Raw genomic sequence first — 22,608 nt, forward strand, 5'->3', positions numbered from 1 at the left:
CGTCAGCCGGTCGATCACCGAGCGCAGCGCGGCTACCCGATGAGGCTCGGCTGCAGATCGCGGAGCGTGCGGCGGTGGGTCATCCGGGTCACGCCCACGGCGGCGAGCGCGACGGCGCCGCCCACCCACACCAGCAGCACGGCGATGTCGCCGCTCACGCGTGCGATGTCGCCGCCGTACATCAGCTGCCGCATCGCGTCGACGACGTAGCCCATCGGCAGCACGTGGTGCAGTGCGGCGAGGGGTGCGGGCAGGGTCTGCCAGGGGAACGTGCCTCCCGCGGTCACCAACTGCAGCACCATCAGGACAAGTCCGACGAACTGACCCACCGAGCCGAGCCAGACGTTCAGCGCGAGGATGATCGCCGCGTAGGTGAAGGAAGCGAGCATCAGGATGCCGAGGGTGCCGATGGGGTTCGCGAACCGGAATCCCAGCGCGAACGACAGCACGCCGAACAGCGCCACCATTCCCACGCTGCCGAGCAGGGCAGGGGTCAGCCAGCCCGCGATCGTGACGCGGATCGGCGAGCGCAGGGCCGTCACGGCGCGGCGCGAGATCGGCTTGACGATGAGGAACAGTGCGTAGATGCCGATCCATCCTGCGAGGGCGGCAAAGAAGGGCGCGAGGCCCGCACCATAGTCTCCCGCCGACGTCTGCGCGCTGGAGTCGACCGCGACCGGGTCGGAGATGGTCTTGGCTTGCGCGTCGCGGGTTGCGGCATCCGTGTCGGGAATCGCCTCCACACCCTTGCCCAGTCCGTCGCGCAACTGCGCCGCGCCGCCCGCCACCTGGCCCGCGCCGGACGAGAGGGTCGCGGCGCCCGCGGCAGCCTGGTTCGCACCGTCGGCGAGCGTTCCCGCCCCGGAGGCGACCTGGGCCGCGCCCGACGACACCTGGGTCGCACCGGAGGCGACCTGGGCAGCGCCGGCGGCGAGCTGGTCCACCTGGGCCACCGCGGCCTGCAGTCGGTCGTTGCCGGTGACCGCGGCATCCCCGATGGGATCGAGCGCGGCGAGCACCTGATCGATCGTGGACTGGTCGACGCCGCGATCGGCCAGCAGCTTCGCGATGTCGTCGCGGGCCTGCGGGAGGGAGCTGACGACGCGCTCGCCGGCGGATGCCGCGCGGTCGGCATACCCGTCGAGCGTCGCGGTGCCGGCCGAGACCCGGCTCGCGCCGTCAGCGACCTGCGCGGCGCCGCCGGCGACCTGGGTCGCTCCGTCGGTCAGCGTTCCCGCACCTTGTGCGAGCGCCGCGGTGCCGTGCGCGAGGGTCGTGCTGCCGTCTGCCACCTGTTGCGCGCCGTCGGTGAGCGTCGTCGCGCCGTCCCTCGCCTGCACCAGCTGAGCCCGAATATCGCTCAAACCGCCGAGAAGGCGCGAGGCGGCCTCTTTCCCGACGAGTTCGGCGACGGAGCGGCGGATCTTGTCCACGGCCTGGGTGCCGATCGTGGAGGCGAGGTAGTTGTTGGCGTCGTTGGTCTGCAGACCGATCGTCGCCTGCCGCGGGGCGGAGCCGCCGGAGGAGACGAGCGCAGTGGAGAAGTCGGCCGGGATCGTCACGATGAAATCGACTGTGCCGTCGTGCAGGGCGGCCGCGGCATCCGCCTCGCTGAGGGCACGCCAGTCGAACGCGTGGCCGTCGATGAGCTGCTTCGAGACCTGGCTGCCGTACTGCGCGGCATCCGAACCGGTGCCCGAGCCCTCGTCGAGGTCGACGAGGGCGACCGGGACCTCGGAGAAGTGCCCGTACGGATCCTGGTTCGCCCAGAGGTACAAGCCGCCGTAGAGCACCGGCACCAGCATGAGGGCGATGAGGGCGATGACCGACATGCGTGTCGCTGTCAGGCGCCGCAGCTCGGCAGCGATCATGGCGGGAATCTTCATCGGTGGCCTCCGGCGAGGGGAGTGGTGGTGCGTAGGCGGAGCCGGCTGGGCTTCAGGACGCGGGCGCTGGACGGATGGAGCGCGGCGGACGCTGAGCTATCGGCCAAGGCGGAGGCGGCCGCTTCGCCGGCGATGACGAGCACGGCGTACCCCCGTTCGGCGAACTCCTCGGCCAGCTCCCACCACTGTGCCGGGTCGCCGCCGTGGCGGTCGGGGGAGACGAGGACGAGTCCGTCGACCCCGGGGCGTGCCGACGCGAGCTCGAGGAGGATGCGCAGGCGGTGCGCGGGCGCGAGATCGGCGATCGGCAGTCGTGCCGACGAGCGGAGGTCGTGCTCATCGAGCCACCGCCGCGCCGACAGCGGGTCGGATGCGAGACCGGCGAACATGAGCTCTTCGGCGACGACACCGGCCACGGCGATGTTCGGGGCCGGCTCGCTCACGTCGGGCGCATCGACGAGGGCGACGCGGCGTCGGAGCGCGTTGTGGGCCCGACGGCCGGTGGCGTCGTCGAGCGCGACCGTGCCGGCATCCGGGCGCATCCGGCCGGAGGCGATGAGGCCGAGCACGGTCGGGCGCTGCTCGGTCTCTGCGACGGCGAGCGTGGCGCGGTCGCTGCGGTAGGTCAGGCTCGTCGAGCCGAGGGCCTCTCCGCGGCGGCCCTTCTGCACCTGTTCGAGACGCACGCGCATCACTTCGCCTCCATCACGTCGGGGTGGGCGCTCAACAGTGCCTCGGACTCGCGCCACGAGAGGCCCGCGATGCTCAGCACGGCGCGGACGGCCAGCGAAGTGGAGATGGGCGAGGACGCGTCGATCCGGCTCACGGCCGCGCGTGCGGTCTCCTCGATGAGACGAGCCAGTGTGGGCGCGGCGATATCGGTGCGGAGCGTCCCGTCATCCTGACCGGTGCGCACGATGGCGGCCAGCGCTCGCCTCAGTGGAGCGAGCGCCACCGCGGTGTGCTCGAGGTGGGTGTCGTCGAGGGCGAGCGCCGCCGCGATCTGCACGTGCGCGGCTTCGGTCCACAGGGCGGCAGTCAGCCGCGCCAGCGCGAGCGGCGGGTGCGGTTCGTCCACCGATGACGCGATGGCGTTGAAGCGCTGGGCGCCCGCGGAGATGAGCTCGGACAGCAGAGCCTGACGATCGTCGAAGTGTCCGTACAGGGCGCGGCGGGAGAGGCCTGCGGCGCGCGCGATCTGGTCGATCGAGGCGGTGGGGTCGATCGCCAGCGTGGCCGCGGCCGCACGGAGGATTCCGGCGCGGTTCGCCGCGGCATCCTTGCGGAGCTGACGGAGGGGAGCGGTTGTCGTCACTCCGCAAGTGTAAGAACATGCACATCGATGTGCAAGTTAATTGACACGGCGCGTTCCGCCGCGAGCCCCGATCGAACGTCAGTCGGCGCCGAAGTCGAACGATGCCGACTCGGATGCCTCGTCGAGCGCCTCCGCCAGCTGCTCGCGGGCCGCGTCGAACGGGGCGGCGTGGCCGGTGATCTCGGCCGACTCGCCCGATGCGAGCTCGCCGACCAGTTCGGCCGTCGCTCCGCCGAGCAGGCCGAGTCCGGCGTACTGCTCCAGCCGGGCGCGGGAGTCGGCGATGTCGAGGTTGCGCATCGTGAGTTGCCCGATGCGGTCGGTGGGACCGAACGCGGCGTCGCCGACGCGCTCCATCGACAGCTTCTCCGGGGCGTACGAGAGGTTCTTCGAGACGGTGTCGAGGATCGTGTAGTCCTCGCCGCGGCGCAGACGCAGCGTGACCGTTCCGCTGATCGCGGAACCGACCCAGCGCTGGATCGACTCGCGCAGCATGAACGACTGGGGCTCGAGCCAGCGGCCCTCGTACATCAGGCGTCCGAGGCGCCGGCCCTGCTCGTGATAGGTCGCGAGGGTGTCTTCGTTGAGGATGCCGTTGACCAGGCGTTCGTACGCGATGAACAGCAGGGCCATACCCGGGGCCTCGTAGATGCCGCGCGACTTCGCCTCGATGATCCGGTTCTCGATCTGGTCGCTCATGCCGAGGCCGTGACGACCGCCGATGGCGTTCGCCTCGCGCACGAGAGCGACGGTGTCCGTGAACTCGACACCGTTCAGCGCGACCGGACGGCCGGCCTCGAAGGTGACCGACACGTCTTCCGTGGCGATCTCGACCGCGGGGTCCCAGAAGCGCACGCCCATGATCGGGTCGACGATCTCGAGCGAGACGTCCAGGTGCTCGAGGGTCTTCGCCTCGTGCGTGGCACCCCAGATGTTGGCGTCGGTGGAGTACGCCTTCTCGACGGAGTCGCGGTACGGGAAGTCGTGGGCGACGAGCCACTCGCTCATCTCCTTGCGGCCGCCGAGTTCGGTGACGAAATCGGCATCCAGCCAGGGCTTGTAGATGCGCAGGGCAGGGTTGGCCAGCAGGCCGTAGCGGTAGAACCGCTCGATGTCGTTGCCCTTGTAGGTCGAGCCGTCGCCCCAGATGTCGACGCCGTCTTCCTTCATCGCACGCACCAGCAGCGTGCCGGTGACGGCGCGGCCGATCGGGGTCGTGTTGAAGTACGTGCGGCCCCCCGAGCGGATGTGGAAGGCGCCGCACGCCAGCGCGACGAGGCCTTCTTCGACCATCAGCGGCTTGCAGTCGATGAGGCGCGACTTCTCGGCCCCGTACTGGAGGGCGCGACCGGGGATCGAGGCGATGTCGTCTTCGTCGTACTGGCCGAGGTCGCCGGTGTAGGTGTAGGGCACCGCGCCCTTGTCGCGCATCCAGGCGACGGCGACGGAGGTATCGAGACCCCCCGAGAAGGCGATGCCGACGCGCTCGCCGACGGGCAGGGACTGAAGGACCTTCGACATGCCGCCCAGCCTACCGGCGGGGCTAGACCCGCACGATTCGCACACCCGCCTGCGCGGCGGCGGCGAGCGTCTCGGCATCCGCCGTGTTCGTGGTCACGACGGTCTCGAAGTCGCCGAGCGATGCAACACGGTACGAACCGCTGCCGGGGAACTTGGAGGTGTTGGCGACGAGGATCGCGCGGTCGGCCGCGTGGCGCATCCGCACCTTGATGCTCGCCTCCTGCGTCAGATCGGTGACGACCGCGCCGTCGTTCTTGACGCCCGTGCTGCTGATGACGGCGATATCGGCCCGCACCTGCGCGAGTCCCTCTTCGGTCAGAGGACCGACGAGGGTGCGGGGCTTCGAACCGACGACACCGCCGAGCAGCACGAGCGACACGGCGTCGTCGTCGCGTAGCGCATCGAGCACGGCGAGGCTGTTGGTGATCACCGTCACCGCCCGCCCGCGCAGATGCCGAGCGATGCGCAACGTCGTGATGCCGATGTCGAGCAGAACGACCTCGCCGTCCGCGATCAGATCGACCGTCGCTCGCGCGATCGCTTCCTTCTCGCGCGTATCGGCATCGAGCTCCGGGGCGGTGGCATCGGGGCGCCGGGCGACCGTCGCTCCGCCGTGCACCCGCCGCAGGCGCGCATCCAGCTCGAGACGTTCGAGATCGCGCCGGATCGTCGTGCCGCTGACGTCCAGCAGGCGAGAGAGCTCGTCGACCGTCACGCTGCCGACGGCTTCGAGCCGCTCGATGATCGCGGCCTCACGTTGGTGTGTCAACACGTCCCATCCTTCTGTGCAGGGGTGATCACACTCTGACGGTGCGCATTTGCGCTCATGTTAACGGCATCTGAACAGGTTCTGGCGCTCATTTGAAACCTCCCTATGGCGTATCGCCACAAATGAGCGCGGAGGTTAGCGTGACATCGGCCGCCTGCGAACCCGACGCGGCGGCCGACCCCCACCTCACCTCTTCCTTCCCCCAGGAGTGCTCTGTGAAAAACCTCCGTCTGATCGCCTCCCTCGCCGCCGTCTCGGTGGCGGCGCTCACCCTCGCCGGGTGCAGCCAGGGCCCGGCCGACGCCTCGTCGTCCGGCTCCGCCGACACGGCCCTCACCGTGTTCGTCAGCGCCGACACCAACATCCAGGATCTGTGGCAGAAGACCCTCATCCCCGCGTTCGAGAAGGACAACCCCGGCTCCTCCGTCACGGTCGACTTCGACCTGCACGGCACCCACGACCAGCAGACGGTGGCCAAGCTCACCGCCGCCACCGTGCAGCACCGCGACCCGGGCTACGACCTCGTGGATGCCGGGTTCGTCGCGCAGGCCGCGGCATCCGGCCTCCTCACCAAGGTAGGCACGGCCGAGGTCCCCGGAATCGCCGACATCCCGTCCTCGCTGGTGCAGGCCGGCGGCGACGGAGCGGTCCCGTACCGCGGGTCGAGCGTCGTGCTCGCCTACAACACGGCCACCGTTCCCCAGCCCCCGAAGACCCTGTCGGACCTGCTCGCCTGGATCCAGGCCAACCCCGGTCAGTTCACCTACAACTCGCCGAGCACCGGTGGAAGCGGCGCCGCGTTCGTCACGACCGTGCTCGACCAGAACGTGCCCGACGCCGACCGCACCAAGCTCGTCACGGGCTCGGCTCCGGAGGTCGAGGGCGACTGGGACAAGGGGTTCGCCACCCTCGCGTCGCTCAACCCCTTCGTCTATCAGAAGGGCGTCTACCCGAACGGCAACAGCCAGGTGCTCGACCTGCTCTCCAGCGGACAGATCTCCATGGCGCCGGTGTGGAGCGACCAGTTCGTCACGGGCGTCAAGAACGGTCAGATCCCCTCGAACATCGCGTACACGCAGATCGAGAACCCCTCGTTCACCGGTGGTGCGAGCTACCTCGGCATCCCGTCGGCGACGCCGCGACAGGCCGCCGCGCAGAAGCTGCTCTCGTGGCTGCTCACGCCCGCCGCGCAGAGCCTCGTCGCCGACAGCATCGCGGGCTACCCCGTGATCGCGCTCGACAAGCTCCCCGCCGAGGTGCAGAGCACCTTCCAGAACGCGAACATCGCGAACCTTCGCCCCACCTACTTCGCCACCAACTCGGCCGACATGAACAAGGCCTGGGCGCAGAAGGTTCCCGGCAAGTGACAGCGATCGCCGCAGCGACGGCGACCCGCGCCGCGGATCGTGGAGCCCGTGCGGCTTCGCGGTCCGCGGTGGCGGGGTTCGTCCTCGCCCTGCCGCCCGTGCTCGTGGTCACCGCGTTCGTCGGGCTGCCCGTGTTGCTGGCGCTCGCGTTCAGCGTGGGCTTCACCGGTGGGCTCAACGAGGTGGTCGCGGCCGTGGGCCAGAACGTCCACCGCGCGGACGGGGCCGTGCCCACCTTCGCCGCGTACGGCGACGTCTTCGTCACGCCGGAGTTCTGGGACGATCTGGTGCTGACCCTCGCCGTGACGGTGGTCAGCACCCTGGTCGTGCTCCTGCTGGCCGGTGGTGTGGGTCTGTACCTGCGCCTTCGCGGCGGCTGGCTCGCCCGGCTGCTGTCGACGGTGGCGATCGTGCCGCTGTTCATCCCGGTCGTCATCGCCTCGTGGGCGATCTTGACCTTCACCTCCGCCGACGGCTTCATCCGCACCCTCAGCGCCCAGCTCGGTATCGACGGCCCGGTGTGGTCGTACTCCGTCGTCGCCATCGTGCTGGGCTCGGCGTGGACCTCGCTGCCGTTCGCCGTGCTGATGATCGCCTCGGGGCTGCAGTCGATTCCCGATGCGCTCATCGATGCGGCGCGGGATGCCGGGGCCGGCACCGGCCGGATCGTGCGCACCATCCTGCTGCCGATGAGCGCTGTGCCGATCGTGATCGCCGTCACCTTCACGGCCATCGGCGTGATCGGCTCGTATACGGTGCCCTATTTCACAGGGGCGAACGCGCCCACCATGCTCGGGGTGTCCATCGCCAACTACTTCACGTCGTACAACCAACCGCAGCAGTCGCTGGTCATGGCCTTCGTCGTGTTCCTGATCGCCTCGGGTATCGGCGCCCTCTACGTCTGGGCGAACTTCCGCTCCGCACGCCGGGAGGGACGGGTCTGATGTCGACACTTCTCACCCGTGCGCTCCGCGGCGGCGCCATCGCGGTGTTCGCCCTCGTGCTGCTCGTCTTCGTCCTCGGGCCCATCGTCTGGCTGGGCGCGCACGCCTTCGCCGAGAGCTGGACCTTCCCGCATCTGCTCCCCGACGGCTGGACCCTTCGGTGGTGGTCGGCTGTCGTCTCCGATCCCGCTCTCGGCGCCTCCATCCAGAACTCGCTGATGATCACGCCGATCGTGGTACTCGTGTCGGCCGTGGTGTGTCTTCCGGCCGCCTACGCGTTCGCCCGGTTCGAGTTCCCCGGCCGGCGCCTCTTCCTGATCGGCCTGTTCGCGACGAACGCCTTCCCCAAGATGGGCCTGTTCGCGACCCTCGCGTCGCTGTACTACGCGCTGGGGCTGATGAACACCACGGCCGGCGTCGTGGTGGTCCAACTGCTGGGCACGATCGTGTTCATGACGTGGATCCCGTCGGCCGCGTTCTCCGCGGTGCCGCGAGCACTCGAAGAAGCCGCGCGGGATGCCGGTGCCTCCCGCGCCCGGGTGTTCTTCACCGTGACGCTGCGTATGGCGCTTCCCGGCATCCTGGTCGGCGCGGTGATGGCCTTCCTCGCCGCCTTCGACGAGGCGCAAGGCACCTACCTGGTGGGTGCCCCCGACATCCTCACCATGCCTACGCAGATGTACACGCTCGTCCTCAACTATCCGAAGCAGGTCGCCGCCGTCTTCTCGATCCTGCTCGCCATCCCCTCGGTCGTCCTCCTCTTGGCCGTCCGCAAACACGTCATGGGCGGCCAGCTCGCCGAAGGCTTCCAGCTCAAATGAAGGAGTATTCCGTGATCGCCCTCTCCGATCCCCGCGCCAGCGACTGCGCTGTCGACGCGGCCACCCCGCCACCCGCCGACGGCCTCCAGCTCCGCGCGCTCACCAAGGTGCTGGGCGGGCGCACGATCATCGACAGCCTCGACCTGACCGTCGAGCGCGGCGAGCTCGTCTCGTTGCTCGGCCCGTCGGGCTGCGGCAAGACGACGACGCTGCGGATGATCGCCGGCTTCCTCACGCCCGACACCGGCGACATCCTCATGGCCGGCCGTGACGTCACGCGGCTGGGACCAGATCGCCGCCCGAGTGCGATGGTCTTCCAGAACTACGCGCTGTGGCCGCACATGACCGTCATGAAGAACGTGGCCTATCCGCTGCGTGTGCGACGCCGTCCGCGCGCCGAGGTGAAGGAACGCGTCGAGGCCGTCCTCGCCCTCGTCAACCTCCTCCACCACAAGCACTCCCGCCCGCCGCAGATCTCCGGCGGGGAGCAGCAGCGGGTCGCGCTCGCCCGCGCCCTCGTGCAGGAGCCCGACCTGCTGCTGCTCGACGAGCCGTTGAGCAACCTCGACGCGCAGCTGCGGGTCAAGGTGCGGGAGGAGATCCGTGAGCTTCAGCAGCGCCTCGGCATCACCACGGTGATCGTCACGCACGACCAAGAGGAAGCGATGTCGATCTCCGATCGCGTCGCCGTCATGAACGCCGGGCGCATCGAGCAGTTCAGCACTCCGGTCGAGCTCTACCGGCATCCCGCGACCGAGTTCGTCGGGACCTTCATCGGTGCGCTCAACCGGTTCGAGGGCACCTTCGACGGCGAGCGGATCGGGGCCGGCGTCGGCGTCGTGGGCGTCCGCCCCGAAGACGTCGTGTACTCCGCGGACCGTCGCGCCGGAGCTGTCCCTGCCGTCGTCGAGCGTGTCGTGCCGCACGGCCACTTCCACGAGGTGCGTCTGCGCCGCGACGACGTGACGGTGAATGCGTTCGTGTCCGGGGTACCTCCGGTCGTCGGCGACGTCGGCTTCGCGACCATCGGCTCGGCGCTGATCTACCGTGACGGACACCTCGTGCGCCGCGTCGAGACGGCGGCGTGCTGATGACGCCGCACCGCCTGGGCGCCACGCGCGCGTGCGCTCACCGCGGCGACTCTGCCGTTCTGCGCGAGAACACCCTGCCCGCCATCCGCTCGGCCATCGAAAAGGGCGCGGCGTTCGTCGAGATCGACGTGCGACTCACGGCCGACGGCGACGTCGTCGTCTTGCACGACGCGACCCTCGACCGTCTCTGGGGCGATGATCGCCCGATCGACGCCGTGTCGACGGCGGAGCTCGCCCGCTTCGGGGATGCCGAGCAGCGCCCGCCGTTGCTGCGAGACGTGATCGCCGAGTTCACCGCGACACCCAGCCGCCTCGTGATCGACATGGACGACGCACGGTTCGCCGCCGCCGCGTACGAGGTGGCGGCGGCATCCGGTGTCGTCGTCGACTGGTGCGGCCATATCGAAGCGATGCGCGTGCTGCGCGGGCTCTCGACCGAGGCGCGGCTCTGGCTGCCGTGGCGGTCGGTGACACCGCCGCTCGCGGCCGACCTCGCCGAACTGGCGCCGGTCACGGTCAACGCGCCATTCGCGTTCGTCGACGAGGACTTCGTTTCGGCCGTGCACGAGCTCGGTCACACGGTCACCGCCTGGACGGTGGACGACCGCGACGACCTCGCTCGCGCGGTGCGGCTCGGCATCGACACCGTGACCACCAACCGACTCGATCGGCTGCAGACATTGATCGCCGCAGTTCCCGTCGGAGCCGGCGTCGGAGAGGATGCCCGATGAATGCCGATGAGCTGGCCGCCGCGCACGCCATCGCGCTGGACCTCGGCGCATGGGCCAGCGCCGAAACCCGCGCCTACCGGGTCTCGGACGTCGACACCAAGGCCCACCCGGCCGATCTGGTGACCGAGCTCGACCGGGCGATCGAACGCCGCGTGCGAGCCGTGATCGCGGAACGCTTTGCGGAGCATGCCTTCGTCGGGGAGGAGTACGGCGGCAGCCCCGTCGCGGGAAAGCCCACCTGGTACCTCGACCCGGTCGACGGCACCACGAACCTCGCCAACGGGGTGCCGTGGACGTCGTTCTCCCTGGCGTTGGCGATCGATGACCGACCCCTGCTCGGAGTGGTCGCCGACCCCTGGCGCGACATCGTCTTCGATGCGCGCGCCGGCGAGGGCGCTCGCCAGAACGGCGAGCCGCTGCACGTCGGTGACACCGCGACGTTGCGGGGAGGCGTGGTCAGCACCGAGCTGGCCGGACACGAAGCCTGGCCCGGCATGCTCGAGTTCTCGCGCGCGCTCACCGAGCGCTTCTGCACGCTGCGCGTGATGGGCTCGGGCACGCTGACGCTCCTGGGGCCGGCGGCGGGACGGGGAAGCGCTGCGGTCGTGCATCGATTCAGCCCGATCGATCATCTCGCCGCCGTGTTGATCGCCCATGAGGCGGGGGCGGAGGTCTGGGACGAGGCCGGGCGGCCCAGCCTCTTTCCCGCGTACGGCGGCGTCATGGTGGCAGCGCCCGGGGTGGCCGATGAGCTCTTCGGCGCCTGGCACATGGCTCTCGGCCGGGATCGGGCGTGAGCGACTCTCGATAAGATGGGGTGTACCGGCGTCCCCGGTGCAACCGTCCGAAAACGGGGGAGCATTCCATGCCAGGCATCGTGATCGTCGGCGTCCAGTGGGGAGACGAGGGCAAGGGCAAGGCCACCGATCTCCTCGGTGAGCGCACCGACTGGGTCGTCAAGTTCAACGGCGGCAACAACGCGGGTCACACCGTCGTCATCGGCGACGAGAAGTACGCGCTGCATCTGCTGCCCTCCGGCATCCTGTCGCCCGGCGTCAACGCCGTCATCGGCAACGGCGTGGTCGTCGACCTCGAGGTGCTGTTCGCCGAGCTGTCGGCCCTCAACGCGCGCGGTCTCGACACCTCGCGGCTCAAGATCAGCGCCAACGCGCACGTGATCACCCAGTACCACCGCACCCTCGACAAGGTCACGGAGCGCTTCCTCGGCAAGCGCATGATCGGCACGACCGGTCGCGGCATCGGTCCGACGTATGCGGACAAGATCAACCGAGTAGGCATCCGCATCCAGGACCTCTTCGACGAGAACATCCTGCGCCAGAAGGTGGAGGGCGCCCTCGATCAGAAGAACCACCTCCTGGTGAAGGTCTTCAACCGCCGCGCGATCACCGTTGACGAGGTCGTCGAAGACCTGCTGTCGTACGTCGAACGCCTGCGACCGATGGTCGCCGACACCGGACTGCTGCTCACCACCGCGCTGGATGCCGGTGACGTCGTGGTCTTCGAGGGCGGCCAGGCGACCATGCTCGACGTCGACCACGGCACCTACCCATTCGTGACGTCGTCGTCGGCGACGGCGGGCGGCGCCTCGACGGGGTCGGGCGTGGGCCCCAACCGACTCGACCGCATCGTCGGCATCGTGAAGGCGTACACGACCCGCGTGGGCTCGGGTCCGTTCCCGACCGAGCTCTTCGATGAGCAGGGCGAGTGGCTGCGTACCCGCGGCTTCGAGTTCGGCACGACGACGGGTCGGCCGCGCCGTGTCGGCTGGTACGACGCCCCGATCACCCGCTACGCCACGCGTATCAACGGCATCACCGACCTCGTCCTCACCAAGCTCGACATCCTCACCGGACTCGAGCAGATCCCGGTGTGCGTCGCCTACGACGTCGATGGCGAGCGTTTCGACGAGGTTCCCGTCAGCCAGAGCGACTTTCACCACGCGACCCCGATCCTGGAGTACTTCCCGGGCTGGAGCGAGGACATCTCCCGTGCCCGCACCTTCGAAGACCTTCCGGTGCAGGCGCAGGAGTACGTGCTCGCTCTCGAGGCGATGAGCGGAACGCGCATCTCGGTGATCGGTGTGGGACCGGCGCGCGATGCCGTCATCGTGCGCCACGACCTCGTCGACTGACATGCGGCTGTTCCTCGGCGGCTACACCGCCGACAGGGATGGCGCGGCCGAGGGCGTCGGCATCCTCGTCGCGGGAGCGCCGGACGAGATCTCGGCGGGCGGTGAGCTCTCGCGACGCCCCGGCGTCGCCGTGCGTGCCGATTCGCCGTCGTGGATCGCGTGGCACCCGACTCTGCCCGTGATCTACGCGGCGCTCGAGCAGCGCGGTGCGGTGCAGGCCTTCGTCCGCACGGGCGACGAGTCGTTCGCGCCGCTCGGTGCACCGGTCGCCGCAGGCGAGGCCGTGTGCCACGTCGCGGTCGCACCGGGCGGCGACGCGCTGATCGCGGCGTGCTGGGGCGACGGACGACTCGTCCGGATGGCGCTCGGTGCCGACGGGCGGCCCTCGGCACCGACCGCGCTCGCCGAGGCCGAAGACCCGTATGCCATGGCCGGTATGTCCACCACGGCGCCTCGACCGTCGCGCGCGCACCACACCCGTTTTCTGCCGCGCGACACGTTCGCGACCACCGATCTCGGATTCGATCTGGTGCGTTTCTGGCACGGATCCGGCGCGCGGGGCCCGCAGGACGTCGTGCTCCCCCGCGGCACCGGTCCGCGGCACAGCCGATGGCACCCGTCGGGACATCTGTTCGTCGTCACCGAGCTGTCGAACGAGCTCTTCGTGCTCGGGCCCGACGTCAGCGGGACGTGGCGGATGATCGCGGGCGTGCCGCTGTCGCCAGTGGCGACGGACGCGGATGCCGCGGCGGAGATCACGCTCTCCCACGACGGCCGGTTCGTTTTCGCCGGACTGCGTGGATCGAACACCATCGCCGTCGTGGAAGTGAGGGGCACCGGAGCCGAGCTGCGCCCGGTCGCCCTGGTCGACGCGGGCGTGGACTGGCCACGGCACCACGTCGTCGTGCGTGACACGCTGCTCGTCGCGGGCGAGCGCTCCCACGAGGTGGCGCAGCTCACGATCGACGAACGTACCGGCGTGCCCGCTCGTCCCCGACGCCGCGTCGACGCGCCGTCGCCGACCTGTCTGCTCCTCGACCGCTGAGCCGCCACGGGCGCCCGAGCGCCGGCATCCGGCCGGCTGAACGCAGGCATCCGGCCGGGAACAGGATCATGCGCGCAGAATCTGCCTGCTTCCGGCAGATCGCCTGCGCCCAGGCGGCGGGATGCCGCGGCGTGCGGGGTCAGGGGCGGCTTCAGGTCGCGGCATCCTGCTTCGGGATGAAGACCTTCTTGATGATGAGCAGGATCGATGCCGTGACCGGGATCGCCACCAGTGCGCCGAGCAGACCCATGAGCGTTCCGCCGACGAGGGCGCCGATCACGACCAGGGCGCCCGGAACGGCGATGGCCTTGTTCATGACCTTCGGGGTGAGCACGTATGCCTCGAGCTGCATGTAGACCAGATACGCCGCCGCGAAGATGAGGGCAGACAGGGGGCTGGCGAACAGTGCGACGACGGAGGCGATGGCCCAGAACAGGACGGTGCCGACGAGCGGGATGATCGTCAGGCAAAACGCGACGACGGCCATCAACGCGGGAAATGGCAGCCCGAGGATCGAGTAGAGGATGAAGCTGACCAGCGCGTTGAAGAATGCCAGCACCACCATGCCGCCGAGGTAGCCGCCCACCGAATCGGTGATCTGCTCGGTGAGGTCGGCCGCGAGAGCCCGGCTACGGGCGGGGAGCAGGCGATAGAAGGCCTGCTTGATCTCCGTCAAGGATGCGAGGAAGTACAGGCTCAGCACGATGATGATGATCGTGCCCGAGATGGCCGTTCCGATCGAGACGCCGATCTGCAACACTCCGCCGCCGATTGCGGCGATATGACCCGGATCGGTGAGGAACTTCTGCACCTCGGCGATGATGGCGGGCACCTGGTCGCCGAACTGATTGCGCGCCCACGCGTAGGCGTCCGTCTGCTGGAACGCGGAGATCAGCCGCGGGATGTCGGTGATGAACTGGGCGATCTGCTGCACAACAGTCGGCACGATCAGCCACAGGACCGCGACCAGCAGGATGGCGAGGGTGAAGTAGACGATGACGATCGACCACGCGCGCCCCACCCCGCGGCGCTGCAGTCGCTGCACGACCGGGTTGAGTCCGAGGGCGACGAAGAGGGCGAAGGCGACGTAGATCCAGACCGTGACGAGACTGCTCACGGCCATCCCCAAGAGGACGGCCACGAGCCCGCCGAGCACGAGGAAGAACCCCGCGGCGAAGGGGCGGTTGAGGGTGGTCCAGACGCGCCTGCCCGGCTCGTCGCTGTTCGTTGCCATGATCACACTCTAGGCGTGCACATTGCTCCAGCCGCTAAGGTCGGCAAGGACGAAAGGGAGCACAATGACCGACGCCACTGCGCACCTCCAGCGACTTCGCGCGAGCATCGACAACATCGACGCGGCGCTCATCTTTCTGCTGGCCGAGCGGTTCCGCTGCACGCAGCAGGTCGGAGTTCTGAAGGCCGAGCACCGCATGCCGGCGTCGGACCCGGGCCGCGAGGAGCAGCAGATCGCGCGGCTGCGCCGGCTCTCGCTCGAAGCCGACCTCGATCCCGAGTTCGCGGAGAAGTGGTTCAACTTCGTCGTCGCCGAGGTCATCCGCCACCACACCGCTGCCGCAGCCGCCGACTGACGACGGCCGCAGCAGCGGCAGGAGGCGGTGGATGCCCGCTCAGGGGATCGCGCGCCGCAGCGTGAGGAACGACGCCGCTCCCAGTCCGAGGGCGGCAAGGGCCAGCACGGCCGTCAGCCCCATCGCGCCGAGTCCGGCGAGCCACTCTCCGACGGTGGCCCAGGCGTCGAGCCGTCCGATGGCCCAGATCCCGCCCACGAGCGCGAGTCCGAACAGTGCGAGTGCGATGGTCAGGCCGATCGCGGCGAACCGGCGGTAGATCGTCGCACCCCAGAACCCGATCACGAACAGCAGCATCGCGACGACGGCGAAGAACACTCCTGCGCCGACCGGGCCGGCCGTCCACACCCAATCGAGCGAGAAGAAGTACCCGTTGACGCCCCAGCCCCCGGTCGCCCGCTCGATCGTGCCGCCGACCGCGAACGAGACGCCCAGGATCGACGCCGTGAGAAGCGCGGCGAGCATCGTGCCGAAGAAGAACTCCCGGCGCGTGATGCTCAGTGCTTGGGAGAACGGGAAGGTGTAGCTGAGCGACATGATGCCGAGGCCGAAGAAATACCAGATCGGCGCTTGGCTTCCCCCGCCGTATTTCGCGCCGCCGAACGGGACCATCGCGAAGATGATCACCGACAGCACGAACGCGGCGACGAGGATGATCAGCGGCATCCATACGAACGTGTACTTGTTGACGAACTGCATGCGGGCGACCTTGAGGATACGGTTCATCGACGTGCTCCTTCGGTGACGGACTCGGACTCGGACTCGTGCTGTGTCAGACGCACGATCAGCTGCTGGAGAGACACGGAGCCGACCTCGAGCCCGGATGCCGCGAGGTGCGCGCGGTCATCGGCATCGAGCTCGCCGAGCACCGTGACGCTCGCCACGCGCCCGAGGCTCTCGCGATGGATGACGTCACGGCCCGCGGTGAATGCCGCCACCGCGTCGACGTCGCCGACGATGGTGGAGGCGCGCCCGCGCACCGCATCGGTCTCGTCGTCGAGGAGGATGCGCCCCTGATCGATGACGATGACCCGCTCGATCAGGTCGGAGACCTCGTCGATGAGGTGGCTGGACAGCACGACCGTGCGCGGATGCTCCGTGTAGTCGGCCAGCAGGCGGTCGTAGAAGATCTGGCGTGCCACGGCATCCAGGCCGAGGTAGGGCTCATCGAAGAACGTGAGTTCGGCGCGGGAGGCGAGCCCGATGATCACGCCGACGGCAGACAGCTGCCCCCGCGAGAGCTTTTTGATCCGTGTCTTCATCGGCAGGCGGAAGTCGGCGATCAGGCGATCGGCGAGCTCCTGATCCCAGTTCGGGAAGAACATGGCCGCCATGCGGAAGGCGTGCGATGGGCGGGCATCGTCGGGGTAGCGCTGGCTCTCCCGCACGAAGCAGATGCGGCCGAGCACCCGTGAGTTCTCGTACGGGTTCTCACCGAATACCCGCACGCTGCCCGAGGTGGGGAAGTTCTGTGCGGTGAGGATCGACATCAACGTGGTCTTGCCCGCGCCGTTGCGGCCGAGCAGGCCGTAGATGACGTTCTCCTGCAGGGTGAGCGATACGCCGTCGAGTGCGGCGGCGTCCTTGTAGCGCTTGACGAGGTCGGTCACTTCGACGACGGTCATCGTGCGTCTCCTTCCGGGGTCGAGGTGGACGCCTGTTCGCGTACGAGTGCGGCGAGGTCATCCGGGCTGAGTCCGAGGGTGCGTGCTTCTGCCAGCAGGGGCTGGATGAAGCGGGTCGCGAAAGCGGCGCGTCGCTCGGTGCGGAGTTGTTCCCGTGCGCCGACCGCGACGAACATGCCGATGCCGCGGCGCTTGACGAGCACACCTTTGTCGACGAGCATGTTCACTCCTTTCGCGGCCGTGGCCGGATTGATGCGGTAGAACGCCGCGAGTTCGTTGGTCGATGGAGCGCGCGAGTCTTCGGCGAGGCTGCCATCGACGATGGAGTCCTCGACGCTCTCGGCGATCTGCACGAAGAGTGCTCGCCCTTCATCGATCACGTGCCCTCCCGGCATCCGGTGTCTTGGTTCGTTACTTGAGTAAGTAACCATAGAACAGCAGATCTTGTCAAGGGGTGCGGGACGGCCACGCGTGCGCGCGATAGCGAGACGAGGGCGGATCGTCCAATTTGCGCCCGCTGCGGACCAGATGAAACGGTGGAAGACGGCCCCGTTGCGGGGCTGACCCAGACCAGTCCGCGACCGCTGTCGTGCCCCTTGGCACCGGCGGGCGTACGGTCGGCGGCCTTTGCGCGGATCCGATGTCCTGCGCCGAGCGTTCAGGAGGAACGCGAGCGGCCGTCACCCGGGCGTGACCGATGCAGCCTGTGCACCGGGCTGCCGAGGTGTTCCGTGACTACTGCTGATTCCGCTGCGCCCCTGCTGGAGGCGCGGCACCTGTACAAGGTCTTCGGACGCGATCCGAAGAATGCCGTCGCGCGCCTGCGCTCCGGCCAGTCCCGCGCCGAGGTGGCGGATGCCGGGACGGCCGCCGTCGTCGACGCGAGCTTCACGGTGAACCGCGGTGAGATCTTCGTGATCATGGGCCTGTCCGGGTCGGGCAAGTCCACGATCATCCGGATGCTCAACGGCCTGGTCGCGCCGACGGCCGGTGACGTGACGATCGCAGGCCGCAATGTCACCACCGCGTCGCCGGCGCAGCTGCGCACCATCCGCCGCGAGTCGGTCTCGATGGTGTTCCAGCACTTCGCCCTGCTGCCGCACCTGAGCGTGCTCGACAACGCCGCCTACGCCCTCGAGATCCAGGGCGTCGGCAAGGCCGAACGCCGCGAGCGCGCCCGCGACATCCTCGACCGGGTGGGGCTGGGCGACCGCGCCGATGCCCTGCCCGACCATCTCTCCGGCGGAATGCGCCAGCGCGTCGGCATCGCGCGTGCACTCACGGCGGGCACCGACATCCTGCTCATGGACGAGGCGTTCTCCGCGCTGGATCCGCTGATCCGGCGGGAGATGCAGGAACAGCTCGTCGAGTTGCAGCGTGAGCTCGGGCGCACCATCGTGTTCATCACGCACGACCTCAACGAGGCGATGTTCCTCGGCGACCGCATCGCCGTCATGCGCGACGGACGCATCGTGCAGAACGGCACCCCGGAAGAGATCCTCACCGATCCCGCCAACGATTACGTGGCCCAGTTCGTGCACGACGTCGACCGGGCCCGCGTGCTCACCGCTTCGGCGGTCATGGAGCCGCCGTCGCTGTCGACCCCGATCACGGCCGGCGTGCGTGGAGCCCTGCGCACGATGCGCGAGCATCAGGCCGGGGCCGTCTTCGCGATCGAGAACCGGCGCCTCGTGGGCGTCGTCACCGACCGCGCGGTCATCCGTGCGGTGAAGGCGGGCGAGACCGACCTGCGTCGCATCGTCGATCCGCACGTGCCCACCGTCGGTCCGGACGACCTGCTGGTCGACATCGTGGAGACCGCGGTCGAGGCCACGGTGCCCCTCGCCGTGATCGACGACGAACGGCGCCTCCGCGGCGTCATCCCGCGCATCACCCTGCTGGCGGCGCTCGGCAACGTACCGGCGACGACCCGCGAGACGCCGATCGTGCAGACCCCGCTGGAGATGGTCGCGGAGTTCACCCCCCTCGTCGACGCCGCGACGGAAGGAGCGCGCTGATGGATGGCTTCCGCATTCCCGTCGGAAAGTGGGCAGAGGCGGTCGTCGACATGCTCGGCCACGTCCTCGGCGGATTCTTCGACGCCGTCGCGTTCGTTCTGAAAGCGATCTACGACACGGTGGATGCCGTGCTCATGGCGCCGCCGTTCTGGCTGCTCATCCTGGTGCTGGCCGCTCTCGCCTTCGCCGTCAGCGGGTGGCGCCTGGCGCTCGGCACCGCGCTGGGGCTTCTCGTGATCGTCGGCGTCAACCAGTGGGACCACGCGATGGACACGCTGGCCCTCGTGATCGTCGCGGGACTCGTCGCCATCGTGATCGCGATTCCCGCCGGCATCTGGGCCGCCCGAAACGACACCGTCTCGCGGATCGTGCGCCCGGTGCTCGACCTGCTGCAGACCATGCCCGCGTTCGTCTACCTGATCCCCGCGATCATCTTCTTCGGCGTGGGCGCCGTGCCCGGCATGATCGCGACGATCCTCTTCGCCATCGCACCCGGCGTGCGCCTGACCGAGCTCGGCATCCGCGGAGTCGACAGCGAGGTCGTCGAGGCCGGCTACGCCTTCGGGGCATCGCCGGCGCGCGTGCTGCGTCAGATCCAGATCCCTCTGGCGCTGCCGTCGATCATGGCCGGTGTCAATCAGGTGATCATGCTGAGCCTGTCGATGGTGGTCATCGCGGGCATGGTGGGCGCCGGCGGCCTCGGCGGCGAGATTGTGCGCGCGATCGGCCGCATCAACGTAGGGCTGGGCTTCGAAGCCGGCCTGTCGGTCGTGATGATCGCGATGATCCTCGACCGACTCACCTCGGCGCTGGGGCGCCCACGCAGCCCGCGCCGCTTCGCTCGCATCACCCGGTCCGCCGACAGCGCACCGCGGGAAAGGACGTCAGCATGAAGACACGCAGCAAGATCCTCACCGGCATCGCGCTGACCGCGGCCGCTGCGCTCACCCTCAGCGGGTGCGCCGGCGGCGCGGGAGCAGGCGCGAAGTCGATCGACATCGCCGTCTTCAACGGGTGGGACGAGGGCATCGCCGCGTCGTACCTGTGGCAGTCGATCCTCGAGGACAAGGGCTACAAGGTCAAGCTCACGTACGCCGATGTCGCCCCGGTGTATGAGGGTCTGTCGCGCGGCAACTTCGACGTCGTGCTCGACACCTGGTTGCCCACGACTCACGCCGATTACCTCCAGCGCTACGGCAGCAAGGTCGAAGACCTCGGCGCGTGGAACGACGATGCGCGCCTCACGATCGCGGTGAACGCCGATGCACCGATCGACTCCCTCGATCAGCTCGCGGGCGCTGCCGACCAGTTCGGCGGACGGATCGTCGGCATCGAGCCGGGCTCGGGGCTGATGCGCGTCACTGCCGATGACGTGGTGCCGGGGTACGGCCTCGGTTCGTTGACGCTCGTCGAGTCGTCGACTCCGGCGATGCTCGCTGAGTTGAAGAAGGCGACGGATGCCGGTCAGAACATCGCCGTGACGCTGTGGCGTCCGCACTGGGCGTACAACGCCTTCCCCCTGAAGGACCTCGCCGACCCGAAGGGGTTGCTCGGTGCGGCGGAGAGCGTGCACTCGGTGGCATCCACGTCGTTCGCGAAGGACCACCCCGAGGTGCACGACTGGATCTCGAACTTCTCGATGCCGAGCGACAAGCTCGCCTCGCTCGAGGATGCCATGTTCAACTCCTACGACGGCGACGACTATTCACCCGTCGTGAAGCAGTGGATCGCCGACAACCAGGAGTGGGTCGACAGCCTCACGGCCTGATGCCCGCCGCTTACGGACGGGGCTCGACGGCGGCCGGGCCTCGTCCGTCGTGAGAGCTCTCGATCTGCAGGGCCACTTTGTTCTCGAGGATCTCGACCGCCTCGTCCGACAGCGCGAGCAAACCGTCGACTTCTTCGCGCACCCGGCGGTAGGCGAGCTGGCGCTCGGCCGGGGTCGCTGACTGATCGAGCGCAACGCTCAGCAACTGTTGCGCCGTGGCGAGGCGTTTGCGCTCGGTATCGGTGAACTGCGAGTCGCGCACGCGTCGCGCATCGCGCTCCGCGAGGTCGAAGGCCACTTCGTAGTCGGTGACCGCGGTGCGGTACTCCGACACCTGATCGGTGCTCACCCGCGCATCGGCAGACGTCGGCCGGAGGCGATCGGCCACCTTCTTCGCACGGAGGAACGCCGCTGTCATCGGCTGGCGACCATCGCTCATCGTCGGGAAGGCGATCATGCGCGCCACGTCGAGTTCGTACTCCAGCCAACGGGCGGTCACGGCGTCGTGCGCCTCGAACAACGACTGAAGCTGGTCGGGCAGCGGCGACGGCTTGGTGATCGCCTGGGGTTCGCCGGTGCCGCTGACGCGAGTGGAGGCTGTGACGGTCTTCAGCTCGGCCTTCGCCTTCATCACTTCGAGGCGGCGCGCGTGCCGCCGCTGGGCGAGCACATCCCACCGGCGCATGGCCCCGCCCGCGACGCCGAGGAGGGGAAACACCAGCCACCAATAGCTGCCGGCGAAGGTCCAGAAGTGATCCACGGACTCACCCTACGCGCGGGGACGCCGCGGAACCGGCCACACCCGACCCGGGCCGCCGCGCGGCGGATCGTCGTGTGTTGCGGTGCCGTCGTCCGTCGCGTCGGCGGGCGCCCCGTCGCGGGGCCGCGTCGCAGGCCGGGTCGCAGGTCGGGGCCGCAGCGAAATCGCCTGCACCAGCGCCTCCGACCCCTTCGCGATCACAGTCTGGGCGACATCCTGTGCGAGCAGCGTCCACTGCTCGAAGGCGGGCGACCCGGCGGTACGGGCATCGGGATCACCCGGGCGAGGCTTCGGCGGCGCATCTCCGGCGGCACGCGCCTGACGCCACGCCTCGGCCTCCGCTGTCTCGAAGGCGGCGCCTGCGGCCGCGACCGCATCGCGGTAGGCGGCGAATCGCTGCGGCTCGACCCGTGCCTGCGCCGATGCGGGACGTCGCTCGCGCGCCGTCCGCTCGGCCGCGAGGAATGCCGCCGTCAGCGGTTGGCGAGCGTCCGTCATCGCGGGAAAGGCGATGAGGCGGGCCGGATCGGTCTCGTACGCCATCCACCGCGCGGTCAACGCGTCGTGGGCCGCGAGGAGGCGGGCAACGGGAAGAGCCGCGGCGTCCGCCGTCGACGGCAGCGCCGCCCGGGCGGCCGACACGTGCGCTCGTCGTGCGCGCGCGGTGGCCGACGCGACACGCGCCTCGGCGGTGGCGATATCGAGCTCACGTCTCGCGCCGGCGAGGTCGAGGCCGGTGCCCCGACCGGCCGTGCGTTCGGCCTGCAGGCGGGTCAGTTCCGCGCGCGCGACGCGCACCCGCGCTCGCGTCAACGCCTGTTCGCGCCGCGCCGACCGCAGCTCGAGGCGAGCAGCATCGAGCTCGATGCGCCGTCGGCGTTCGCGGCGGCCGCGGCGCAGCCCCAGCCAGCCGAGGGTGCCGGTGCCGAGCGCGGTCGGTCCGATCCACCAGAACTCGGCGACCGACGCCCAGAGCGGATCCACGCCTTCAGCCTAACGACGCTGTCTGGGAGCGCTCGCAGCCAGCGGATGCCGCGGCATCCACGTGCGGAGTTCGAGTCGCGCGGTCAGCCGAAGAGCAGAGCGAGCACCGTGGCGCCGCCGCCGACGAGGATGAGGGCGATGATCGTGACCCAGGCGGTGATGCGGGTGCGGCGCGTGCGCGCCTCGTTCATGCCGGTGTACTCGTCGTCGTCGCCCATGCGT

General features: G+C 69.3%; 24 protein-coding genes. 12 read left to right on the forward strand and 12 right to left on the reverse strand.

From position 1 onward, the window contains the following. Positions 1-32: 32 nt before the first annotated feature. The 5 genes from ITJ43_RS10920 to ITJ43_RS10940 form a co-directional block, all read right to left on the reverse strand. Positions 33-1,886, reverse strand: a complete 1,854-nt coding sequence (locus tag ITJ43_RS10920) for a YhgE/Pip family protein (protein ID WP_194583888.1) — start codon at positions 1,884-1,886, stop codon at positions 33-35. Beyond that, positions 1,883-2,578 carry a hypothetical protein gene (locus ITJ43_RS10925; protein WP_194583889.1) on the reverse strand — a complete coding sequence of 232 codons (696 nt, stop codon included), beginning with the start codon at positions 2,576-2,578 and terminating at the stop codon, positions 1,883-1,885. The genes ITJ43_RS10920 and ITJ43_RS10925 overlap by 4 nt, the downstream gene beginning before the upstream one ends. Then, positions 2,578-3,201 carry a TetR/AcrR family transcriptional regulator gene (locus tag ITJ43_RS10930; protein ID WP_194583890.1) on the reverse strand — a complete coding sequence of 208 codons (624 nt, stop codon included), beginning with the start codon at positions 3,199-3,201 and terminating at the stop codon, positions 2,578-2,580. Before ITJ43_RS10930 ends, ITJ43_RS10925 begins: the two co-directional genes overlap by 1 nt. A 78-nt stretch (positions 3,202-3,279) precedes the next feature. Continuing rightward, positions 3,280-4,722 carry an argininosuccinate synthase gene (gene argG, locus ITJ43_RS10935; RefSeq protein ID WP_194583891.1) on the reverse strand — a complete coding sequence of 481 codons (1,443 nt, stop codon included), beginning with the start codon at positions 4,720-4,722 and terminating at the stop codon, positions 3,280-3,282. A gap of 22 nt (positions 4,723-4,744) precedes the next feature. After that, the gene (locus ITJ43_RS10940) at positions 4,745-5,494 is read right to left on the reverse strand and encodes a DeoR/GlpR family DNA-binding transcription regulator (RefSeq protein ID WP_323741205.1); all 750 of its coding nucleotides are present in this window, start codon (positions 5,492-5,494) and stop codon (positions 4,745-4,747) included. Between the two features lie 212 nt (positions 5,495-5,706). Here ITJ43_RS10940 and ITJ43_RS10945 point away from each other — a divergent pair, with 212 nt between their 5' ends. From ITJ43_RS10945 to ITJ43_RS10980, 8 genes are all read left to right on the forward strand, one after another. Continuing rightward, complete coding sequence (locus ITJ43_RS10945) at positions 5,707-6,858, forward strand: extracellular solute-binding protein (RefSeq protein ID WP_194583892.1); 1,152 nt, start codon at positions 5,707-5,709, stop codon at positions 6,856-6,858. After that, entirely contained in the window at positions 6,855-7,802 is a 948-nt protein-coding gene (locus ITJ43_RS10950; RefSeq protein ID WP_194583893.1) for an ABC transporter permease, read from the forward strand. The genes ITJ43_RS10945 and ITJ43_RS10950 overlap by 4 nt, the downstream gene beginning before the upstream one ends. Beyond that, entirely contained in the window at positions 7,802-8,623 is an 822-nt protein-coding gene (locus tag ITJ43_RS10955; protein WP_194583894.1) for an ABC transporter permease, read from the forward strand. The genes ITJ43_RS10950 and ITJ43_RS10955 overlap by 1 nt, the downstream gene beginning before the upstream one ends. 11 nt (positions 8,624-8,634) lie before the next feature. Next, positions 8,635-9,714 (forward strand): ABC transporter ATP-binding protein, encoded by a 1,080-nt coding sequence (locus tag ITJ43_RS10960; protein ID WP_323741206.1) that lies wholly within the window; start codon positions 8,635-8,637, stop codon positions 9,712-9,714. After that, positions 9,714-10,445 carry a glycerophosphodiester phosphodiesterase gene (locus ITJ43_RS10965; protein WP_228495786.1) on the forward strand — a complete coding sequence of 244 codons (732 nt, stop codon included), beginning with the start codon at positions 9,714-9,716 and terminating at the stop codon, positions 10,443-10,445. Before ITJ43_RS10960 ends, ITJ43_RS10965 begins: the two co-directional genes overlap by 1 nt. Beyond that, positions 10,442-11,242 (forward strand): inositol monophosphatase family protein, encoded by an 801-nt coding sequence (locus ITJ43_RS10970; protein ID WP_194583896.1) that lies wholly within the window; start codon positions 10,442-10,444, stop codon positions 11,240-11,242. Before ITJ43_RS10965 ends, ITJ43_RS10970 begins: the two co-directional genes overlap by 4 nt. Before the next feature lie 68 nt (positions 11,243-11,310). Further along, positions 11,311-12,597, forward strand: a complete 1,287-nt coding sequence (locus ITJ43_RS10975) for an adenylosuccinate synthase (RefSeq protein WP_194583897.1) — start codon at positions 11,311-11,313, stop codon at positions 12,595-12,597. A gap of 1 nt (position 12,598) precedes the next feature. After that, complete coding sequence (locus ITJ43_RS10980) at positions 12,599-13,642, forward strand: lactonase family protein (protein WP_194583898.1); 1,044 nt, start codon at positions 12,599-12,601, stop codon at positions 13,640-13,642. Positions 13,643-13,793: 151 nt separating this feature from the next. Here ITJ43_RS10980 and ITJ43_RS10985 read toward each other — a convergent pair whose 3' ends face one another. Next, entirely contained in the window at positions 13,794-14,876 is a 1,083-nt protein-coding gene (locus ITJ43_RS10985) for an AI-2E family transporter (RefSeq protein WP_228495787.1), read from the reverse strand. Between the two features lie 64 nt (positions 14,877-14,940). On the opposite strand from ITJ43_RS10985, the gene ITJ43_RS10990 reads away from it, so the two are divergent. Next, positions 14,941-15,231: a chorismate mutase gene (locus ITJ43_RS10990; RefSeq protein WP_194583899.1), complete on the forward strand. Its 291-nt coding sequence runs from the start codon at positions 14,941-14,943 to the stop codon at positions 15,229-15,231. Positions 15,232-15,270: 39 nt separating this feature from the next. Here the strand turns inward: ITJ43_RS10990 and ITJ43_RS10995 are convergent, their stop codons facing one another. From ITJ43_RS10995 to ITJ43_RS11005, 3 genes are read right to left on the reverse strand one after another with little or no spacing between them, the layout of a single operon-like run. Beyond that, positions 15,271-15,957 (reverse strand): hypothetical protein, encoded by a 687-nt coding sequence (locus tag ITJ43_RS10995; protein ID WP_194583900.1) that lies wholly within the window; start codon positions 15,955-15,957, stop codon positions 15,271-15,273. Continuing rightward, entirely contained in the window at positions 15,954-16,856 is a 903-nt protein-coding gene (locus ITJ43_RS11000) for an ABC transporter ATP-binding protein (protein WP_194583901.1), read from the reverse strand. The genes ITJ43_RS10995 and ITJ43_RS11000 overlap by 4 nt, the downstream gene beginning before the upstream one ends. After that, positions 16,853-17,236 carry a GntR family transcriptional regulator gene (locus tag ITJ43_RS11005; RefSeq protein ID WP_194583902.1) on the reverse strand — a complete coding sequence of 128 codons (384 nt, stop codon included), beginning with the start codon at positions 17,234-17,236 and terminating at the stop codon, positions 16,853-16,855. Before ITJ43_RS11005 ends, ITJ43_RS11000 begins: the two co-directional genes overlap by 4 nt. 351 nt (positions 17,237-17,587) lie before the next feature. Here ITJ43_RS11005 and ITJ43_RS11010 point away from each other — a divergent pair, with 351 nt between their 5' ends. The 3 genes from ITJ43_RS11010 to ITJ43_RS11020 are packed head-to-tail and all read left to right on the forward strand — an operon-like array spanning position 17,588 to position 20,642. Next, entirely contained in the window at positions 17,588-18,874 is a 1,287-nt protein-coding gene (locus tag ITJ43_RS11010) for a quaternary amine ABC transporter ATP-binding protein (RefSeq protein ID WP_194583903.1), read from the forward strand. Continuing rightward, on the forward strand, positions 18,874-19,767 hold the full coding sequence (locus tag ITJ43_RS11015) for an ABC transporter permease (protein ID WP_194583904.1): 894 nt from the start codon (positions 18,874-18,876) through the stop codon (positions 19,765-19,767). The genes ITJ43_RS11010 and ITJ43_RS11015 overlap by 1 nt, the downstream gene beginning before the upstream one ends. Further along, positions 19,764-20,642 (forward strand): glycine betaine ABC transporter substrate-binding protein, encoded by an 879-nt coding sequence (locus ITJ43_RS11020; protein ID WP_194583905.1) that lies wholly within the window; start codon positions 19,764-19,766, stop codon positions 20,640-20,642. Before ITJ43_RS11015 ends, ITJ43_RS11020 begins: the two co-directional genes overlap by 4 nt. Positions 20,643-20,652: 10 nt before the next feature. Here ITJ43_RS11020 and ITJ43_RS11025 read toward each other — a convergent pair whose 3' ends face one another. The 3 genes from ITJ43_RS11025 to ITJ43_RS15215 all read right to left on the reverse strand — a co-directional run bounded on the left by ITJ43_RS11025 (position 20,653) and on the right by ITJ43_RS15215 (position 22,604). Next, positions 20,653-21,402: a hypothetical protein gene (locus ITJ43_RS11025; protein ID WP_194583906.1), complete on the reverse strand. Its 750-nt coding sequence runs from the start codon at positions 21,400-21,402 to the stop codon at positions 20,653-20,655. A 9-nt stretch (positions 21,403-21,411) separates the two neighbouring features. After that, a complete protein-coding gene (locus tag ITJ43_RS11030; protein WP_194583907.1) occupies positions 21,412-22,386 on the reverse strand; it encodes a hypothetical protein in 975 nt (324 codons plus the stop codon). Positions 22,387-22,469: 83 nt separating this feature from the next. Continuing rightward, positions 22,470-22,604 (reverse strand): hypothetical protein, encoded by a 135-nt coding sequence (locus ITJ43_RS15215; protein WP_267238047.1) that lies wholly within the window; start codon positions 22,602-22,604, stop codon positions 22,470-22,472. Between the last annotated feature and the right edge of the window lie 4 nt (positions 22,605-22,608).

The organism is Microbacterium sp. VKM Ac-2870 (assembly GCF_015350795.1).
Taxonomy (GTDB): Bacteria; Actinomycetota; Actinomycetes; order Actinomycetales; family Microbacteriaceae; genus Microbacterium.